This is a genomic window from Hanstruepera flava (genome assembly GCF_023634025.1).
Classification (GTDB): Bacteria; Bacteroidota; Bacteroidia; order Flavobacteriales; family Flavobacteriaceae; genus Hanstruepera; species Hanstruepera flava.
In genome coordinates this window covers 247,341-255,335 of the sequence record NZ_JALJCW010000004.1, presented here as the reverse complement: position 1 = coordinate 255,335, position 7,995 = coordinate 247,341, and the positions used below count along the sequence as shown (strand labels likewise).

Here is a 7,995-nt window from a genome sequence, read left to right as displayed (position 1 = left end):
GATGCCTGTGGCAACCAAGCCGAGGCAGTAAGTGTAACATACACTTGGACAGTAGATACCGAAGCACCAGTAATCACATCAGACTCACAGAGCGGTGATTTAGGCTGTAATCCAAAAATCACACCACCTTTATTTAAAGCTGACGATAATTGCGCAGGGGAAGTAGATTTAGAGCCTGAAACGGAAGGCCCTACGGCAGATGGTTGTAATTATACCCAAACATGGACAGCTAATTATACAGATCCATGTGGTAATATGGCAGAAGAGTTAAGTGTAACGTATACTTGGACAATGGATAATGAAGCGCCAGTAATTACATCAGATTCAGAAAGTGCTGATTTAGGTTGCAACCCAGAGATCGTACCACCAATGTTTAAAGCTGATGACAATTGTGCTGGAGAAGTGGAGTTAGAACCAGAAACAGAAGGTCCAATAGCAGATGGTTGTAATTATACCCAAACATGGACGGCTAATTACACTGACCCATGTGGTAATATGGCAGAAGAGTTAAGTGTAACGTATACTTGGACAATGGATACTGAAGCGCCAGTAATCACATCAGACTCACAGAGCGGTGATTTAGGCTGTAATCCAAAAATCACACCTCCTTTGTTTAAAGCTGACGATAATTGCGCAGGGGAAGTAGATTTAGAGCCTGAAACGGAAGGCCCTACGGCAGATGGTTGTAATTATACCCAAACATGGACAGCTAATTATACAGATCCATGTGGTAATATGGCAGAAGAGTTAAGTGTAACGTATACTTGGACAATGGATAATGAAGCGCCAGTAATTACATCAGATTCAGAAAGTGCTGATTTAGGCTGTAATCCAAAGATCACACCTCCTTTGTTTAAAGCTGATGACAATTGTGCTGGAGAAGTGGAGTTAGAACCAGAAACAGAAGGTCCAATAGCAGATGGCTGTAATTATACCCAAACATGGACGGCTAATTACACAGATCCATGTGGTAATATGGCAGAAGAATTAAGTGTAACGTACACATGGATAGTAGATAATGATGCTCCTGAGATTGATGTACCAGAAATGGATCCGCTTTGTAACGATTATTTCCCAGAATCAATTGATGCTAACTGGACTGATAATTGTTCTGATGGTGGAATTGTAACAGGTTATATCGGAAACATCGTGTCTTCAGAATGTCAAGAAACAGCAGATTATGTATTTACTGTTACGGATGCATGTGGTAATATTGAAACAGAAACCTTAACGTTAATTCGAGAGTTTGAATCATATGGAGAGTGTGAAACTGCTTTTGGTCGTTATGAAGATGACAATATTTGCTTCATAGGTAATGGATTTAACCGTTGGGGTTGGACAAATTATCTTGAAACTGAAGGCGAGTATACATTGCAAATGTATGCAGGTGCAGCACATTGTGATATTACTAGAGGTGCTTATGCTGGAGATGTTCATATAACATATGAAAATGGACAAGTAAATGTTATGTTCGATATTAATGATGGCTATACAATGAATGAAGCTCATTTATATGTTGGATGTGACATGTATCCTACAGGGAATAATGGTAGCCCAACAGTAGCGCCTGGACAATATAACTTCAACCCAAGTAATCTTGGAGGTGTTTCTAACTATTCCATTGGTCCAATTGATGCAAGTGGTCCTATATATGTTATTGCTCATGCTGTTGTATGTGAAGTAGAGTGCGAGTGCTCTGCTACGGAAAATGAAAACGATGGAGGACAATATATGCCATCAAATCATGACAGTATAAACTGTGGTTCAGAAAGAGAAGCTAATGTTTTAGTTAATGATAAGTTAGATTTTACTGCTTCTCCAGTACCATTTGATGATGAAGTATTTATTAACTATGAATTTAAGTTTGATACGGATGTGAAGATTGAAGTGTTCGATCTAAGAGGTATTGTACTAAAAACCATAACAAATACTAATTATAGTAAAGGTACTAAAGGTAAGACGAGAATAAATATGAATAATGCAAGTGACCAAATTTACGTAGTTAGAGTAACTACAAGTAAAGGTGTCATCACCAAAAATATTATCTCGGCAACTCCAAGAAATTAATTTTAAATAAATAAAAATATAAGGAGCAACTGAAAAGTTGCTCCTTTTTTTATACCATAAATTTAACTAGTGTAAAATGAATGTCTTAAAGTATTATTAACAAAGTGAATTAGCCCAACTAATGGCATCGTCAATACTAGTAAAGGACTTAAAGGGTTTATTTAGAAAAATACTCTCTAATTCTGTATTGTCTAACACTATTTTTTTTCCAGATACTACAGCAAAGCCAACTAGATTTTTAATTTTAGACGTTTTAAAGTAGATATTAGGATCAACAGCATAAGAATTAACTCTGTGAGTGATATAAACAAAGTTTTTATTTGAGAAATATAGTTTAGCAATATCTTCTAAAACACTATTAAGATTCGGGGTAATTGTAACGCCTTCATTCATAACGGCAATTACATAATTGCTGTATATGGTAATCTTGCCAAACGGATATTTTAATTCTTGTGACATAATTAAAGATAAGGATTTAAAAACAAAACATAAAAAACTCCGCAATATTACGGAGTTTTTTTATTCAATATTTATGAGAGTTATCTATGATTCTGTTTTCTTTTTAGGTGTTTCAATTTTAATCTTTAATTCATTGCTTTTAGAATCTAAATCCATAACAATTTTATCACCTTCAGAAATTTTGGAATTGATAATTTCTTCTGCTAAAGCATCTTCAATGTATTTTTGAATGGCACGTTTAAGGGGTCTTGCACCATATTGCTTATCAAAACCTTTATCTGCAATATAGTCTTTTGCAGCCTTACTTAATTTAAGTGTGTAACCTAAATCTTTAATACGCAAGACTAGTTTTTCCAATTCTATATCAATAATCTTATTGATGTCTTCTTTTTCAAGTGCATTAAAGACTACAACGTCATCAATTCGGTTTAAAAATTCTGGTGCAAAAGCTTTTTTCAAAGCATTTTCAATAACACTTCTAGCATTGGCATCTTCCTGTGCTTTTTGAGACGCAGTTCCAAACCCAACACCAGTTCCAAAATCTTTCAATTTTCTTGAACCAATGTTAGAAGTCATGATAATTATAGTATTTCTAAAATCAATTTTACGACCTAAACTATCAGTTAAATAACCGTCGTCTAAAACCTGCAATAGCATATTGAATACATCGGGATGTGCTTTTTCAATTTCATCTAAAAGTACTACAGCATAAGGCTTGCGTCTTACCTTTTCAGTTAGTTGTCCACCTTCTTCATATCCAACATAACCTGGAGGTGCACCTACTAATCTTGAAATGGCAAACTTCTCCATATATTCGCTCATGTCAATTCTAACAAGAGAATCTTCACTATCAAATAATTCTTTAGATAAAACCTTGGCTAACTGTGTTTTACCAACACCTGTTTGACCTAAAAATATAAACGATCCTATTGGCTTGTTCGGATCTTTTAACCCAGCTCTATTTCTTTGTATGGCCTTTACTACTTTAGCTACAGCATCATCTTGACCAATAACTTTACCTTTAATGAGTTCTGGCAATTGTGCTAATTTATTGCTTTCGGTTTGGGCAATTCTATTAACGGGTATACCTGTCATCATAGAAACCACATCGGCAACATTATCTTCAGTAACAATTTCACGATGCTGCTTGGTTTCTTCTTCCCATTTCTCTTGTGCAATAGCCAATTCTTTTTCAAGACGTTTTTCATCGTCACGTAGTTTCGCAGCTTCTTCGTATTTCTGTTTTTTAACGACAGATGATTTGGTTTCTTTTACTGCTTCCAATTGTTTTTCCAAATCAATTATTTGATCTGGAACATTGATATTGGTAATATGAACACGAGAACCTGCTTCATCTAAAGCATCAATGGCTTTATCTGGAAGAAAACGATCTGTCATGTATCTATTCGTTAACTTTACACAAGCTTCAATAGCTTCTGGTGTATAATCAACATTATGATGATTTTCGTACTTTTCTTTTATGTTGTTGAGTATCTCAATGGTTTCTTCAACTGATGTAGGTTCAATAATTACTTTTTGAAAACGACGTTCTAACGCACCATCTTTTTCAATATATTGTCTATATTCATCTAAAGTTGTTGCGCCTACACATTGAATTTCACCTCTAGCCAAGGCTGGTTTAAACATATTGGACGCATCTAAACTTCCTGTTGCACCACCAGCGCCAACAATAGTATGGATTTCGTCAATAAACAAAATAATATCATCATTTTTCTCGAGTTCATTCATCACAGCTTTCATACGCTCTTCAAACTGACCACGATATTTGGTTCCAGCTACAAGACTAGCTAAATCAAGTGTTACAACACGTTTATTAAATAAAATCCTGGATACTTTTCGTTTAACAATTCTATTGGCCAAACCTTCTGCAATGGCAGATTTACCAACACCAGGTTCGCCAATTAGAAGTGGATTGTTTTTTTTGCGACGGCTCAAAATCTGTGAGACGCGCTCTATTTCCTTTTCTCTACCCACTACTGGGTCTAACTTACCTTCTTCGGCTTGAGCGGTTAAATCGCGCCCAAAATTATCTAAAACAGGTGTTTTAGATTTTTTATTAGACTTTCCAGAAGGTGAATTAAATAAATTATCTTTTGACGTGTCATCTTCAGCTGCAGAATCATCATCTTGAAACGATTCGGCTTTTGGCTCTATATAATTATCATCGTTTGTAATCATAAACTTGAATTGTTCTTTTACATTATCATAATCTACCTTTAGCTTATTTAAAAGTTTGGTGGTAGGATCGTTTTCATTTCTTAAAATACATAGTAACAAATGTGCAGTATTAATGAAGTTACTTTGAAACAACTTGGCTTCTAAAAAGGTTGTTTTAAGGGCGCGTTCTGCTTGACGTGTTAGGTGCAAGTTCTTTTTTTCATTAGAAGCTACTGCCACATTTGGATTTGCAGGACTTAAAATTTCAACTTTACGACGTAAATGATTTAAATCTATATCTAGGGCATTTAAAATATTTATAGCTTTTCCGTTGCCATCACGCAAGAGGCCCAGCATTAAATGTTCGGTTCCTATAAAATCATGCCCCAACCTTAAAGCTTCTTCTTTACTGTAGGCAATTACATCTTTAACTCGTGGTGAAAAATTATCGTCCATAAAAAAATCCTTTCTGCATTAAATGTACTAAACATAATTAATAAGGCAAAAACTATACCTTAAATTATACCTTGTTGCTAATAGACAAAAAAAAGTTTATAAAATCAAAATAATTAACAGCATACTTATTAACCATATTGCAATGTAAAATTGTTAATAAAAAAAACGAAAAAACAAAAAGCTAGGTCTTGCTATCACTGATGAAATGGTTATATTAGCACGTTTTGAAAACCTACACAAAAACTAATTTATTTATATATGGCAGAAGGAGAAAAATTGATTCCGATTAACATTGAAGATGAAATGAAATCAGCCTACATTGATTATTCAATGTCGGTCATTGTGTCACGTGCTTTACCAGATGTAAGAGATGGTTTAAAGCCTGTTCATAGGCGTGTACTTTACGGTATGCACGAATTGGGTGTTAGATCTAATTCAGCTCATAAGAAATCAGCTAGAATTGTTGGTGAAGTACTAGGTAAATATCACCCACACGGTGATACTTCAGTTTATGACACAATGGTTCGTATGGCCCAAGAATGGAGTTTACGTTATATGTTGGTTGATGGTCAAGGTAACTTTGGATCAATTGATGGTGATAGCCCTGCAGCAATGCGTTATACAGAGGCAAGAATGCGTAAAATTTCTGAAGATATGCTTGCTGATATTGATAAAGAAACGGTAGATCATAAATTAAATTTTGATGATACACTACAAGAGCCAACAGTATTGCCAACCCGTATTCCAGGGCTATTGGTTAATGGTGCTTCTGGTATTGCAGTAGGTATGGCAACCAATATGCCGCCTCATAATTTATCTGAAGTAGTGGATGGCACTGTTGCTTATATTGATAATAATAACATTGAAATAGATGAATTAATCACTCATGTTAAGGCACCAGATTTTCCAACTGGTGGAACCATTTATGGTTACGATGGTGTAATTGAAGCTTTTAAAACAGGGCGTGGACGTATTGTCATGCGCGGTAAGGCTAATATTGAAGAAGTTCAAGGTCGTGAGTGCATTGTTGTTACTGAAATTCCTTATCAAGTTAACAAGGCAGACATGATTAAAAAGACTGCCGATTTAGTTAACGATAAGAAACTTGAAGGTATATCTACTATTCGTGATGAATCTGATAGAAATGGTATGCGTATTGTTTATGTATTGAAGCGTGATGCTATTCCTAACATTGTATTAAATAAGCTTTTTAAATATACAGCTCTACAATCTTCATTTAGTGTCAATAATATTGCACTTGTAAATGGAAGACCTCAATTATTGAATCTGAAAGATTTAATCTATCATTTTGTTGAGCATAGACATGATGTAGTTGTAAGACGTACAACTTACGAATTACGTAAGGCAGAAGAGCGCGCTCATATTTTAGAAGGTTTAATTATTGCTTCAGATAATATTGATGAAGTTATTGCTTTAATTCGTGCGTCCTCTAATGCAGAAGAAGCTCGTGAAAAGTTAATTGAACGTTTTAAGCTTTCAGAAATTCAAGCGAAAGCAATCGTAGAAATGCGATTACGTCAATTAACCGGACTGGAACAAGATAAGTTGCGTTCGGAATATGAAGAGTTGATGAAGACCATAGAAGACTTAAAAGATATCCTAGATAAAAAGGAACGTCGTATGGATATCATTAAAGAAGAGCTTCTTGAAGTTAAGGAGAAGTATGGCGATGAGCGTCGTTCTCAAATTGAATATGCAGGTGGTGATTTAAGTATTGAAGATATGATTCCAGACGAACAAGTGGTAATCACTATTTCACATGCTGGATATATTAAAAGAACATCGCTAACCGAATATAAGACACAAAATAGAGGTGGGGTAGGACAAAAAGCTTCAACTACTCGAAATGAAGACTTCCTTGAGCATTTATTTGTGGGTACAAACCATCAATACATGTTATTCTTCACTCAAAAAGGAAAATGTTTCTGGATGCGTGTATATGAAATTCCTGAAGGTAGCAAAACATCAAAAGGACGTGCCATTCAGAATTTAATTAATATTGAACAAGATGATAAGGTTATGGCCTTCATTTGTACACAGGACCTTAAGGATGAAGATTATATTAACAGCCATTATGTAATTATGGCGACCAAAAATGGTCAAGTAAAGAAAACATCACTTGAACAATATTCTAGACCTAGGACCAATGGTATAAACGCTATCACTATTAAAGATGGTGATGAGCTTTTAGAGGCAAAATTAACAACAGGTAACAGTCAAGTTATGTTGGCATTAAAGTCGGGTAAGGCTATTCGTTTTGAAGAAGCGAAAACAAGACCAATGGGTAGAAATGCTTCTGGTGTTCGTGGAATAACACTTGCTAATGACCAAGATGAAGTAATTGGAATGATTGCCATTGAAAATCCACAAGAAGAATCTGTTTTAGTAGTTTCTGAAAAAGGATATGGTAAACGGACTTATATAGATGATCCAGAAGATGGCGAAGCAGTTTACCGTATTACCAATCGTGGAGGTAAAGGTGTTAAAACTATATCAATTACCGAAAAAACAGGTCATTTAGTAGCTATTAAATCGGTGACAGATGATGACGATTTAATGATTATAAACAAATCAGGGATTGCCATTCGTATGCAAGTAAATGATTTGCGTGTCATGGGTCGTGCTACTCAAGGTGTTAAATTAATTAACCTAAAGGGCAACGATTCCATAGCCGCTGTTGCTAAAGTAATGAAAGATGAAGAAGAAGGTATTAATGAAGAAGTAATTGATTTAACAGCCGAAAATGAAAATGGCACAGCAATTGATAATGAAGCAGAGAATGAAAACAATAACAACGAAAATTAAAATAAAAAA

Annotated in this window: 4 protein-coding genes; 2 read left to right on the top strand and 2 right to left on the bottom strand. The window is 34.9% G+C overall.

What is annotated here, in order from left to right; genetic code table 11:
- On the top strand, nucleotides 1–2,067 hold a 2,067-nt coding region (locus MTX13_RS13300), incomplete at its 5' end, for a T9SS type A sorting domain-containing protein (protein ID WP_250436589.1).
- A 96-nt stretch (nucleotides 2,068–2,163) separates the two neighbouring features.
- On the opposite strand, the gene MTX13_RS13295 is transcribed toward MTX13_RS13300, so the two are convergent.
- Together MTX13_RS13295 and MTX13_RS13290 are read right to left on the bottom strand one after the other, a co-directional pair.
- Nucleotides 2,164–2,526, bottom strand: coding sequence for a hypothetical protein (locus tag MTX13_RS13295; RefSeq protein ID WP_250436586.1), 363 nt, complete (start codon nucleotides 2,524–2,526; stop codon nucleotides 2,164–2,166).
- Nucleotides 2,527–2,610: 84 nt separating this feature from the next.
- On the bottom strand, nucleotides 2,611–5,160 hold the full coding sequence (locus tag MTX13_RS13290) for an ATP-dependent Clp protease ATP-binding subunit (protein ID WP_250436585.1): 2,550 nt from the start codon (nucleotides 5,158–5,160) through the stop codon (nucleotides 2,611–2,613).
- Between the two features lie 258 nt (nucleotides 5,161–5,418).
- Between MTX13_RS13290 and gyrA the strand changes: the two genes are divergently transcribed.
- On the top strand, nucleotides 5,419–7,986 hold the full coding sequence (gene gyrA, locus MTX13_RS13285) for a DNA gyrase subunit A (RefSeq protein WP_250436583.1): 2,568 nt from the start codon (nucleotides 5,419–5,421) through the stop codon (nucleotides 7,984–7,986).
- Nucleotides 7,987–7,995: the final 9 nt, after the last annotated feature.

Bases quoted from the DNA above. Each gene is read 5' to 3' on its own strand.
- MTX13_RS13295 (WP_250436586.1), bottom strand. From the start codon at position 2,526: ATGTCACAAGAATTAAAATATCCGTTTGGCAAGATTACCATATACAGC.
- MTX13_RS13290 (WP_250436585.1), bottom strand. From the start codon at position 5,160: ATGGACGATAATTTTTCACCACGAGTTAAAGATGTAATTGCCTACAGT.
- gyrA (WP_250436583.1), top strand. From the start codon at position 5,419: ATGGCAGAAGGAGAAAAATTGATTCCGATTAACATTGAAGATGAAATG.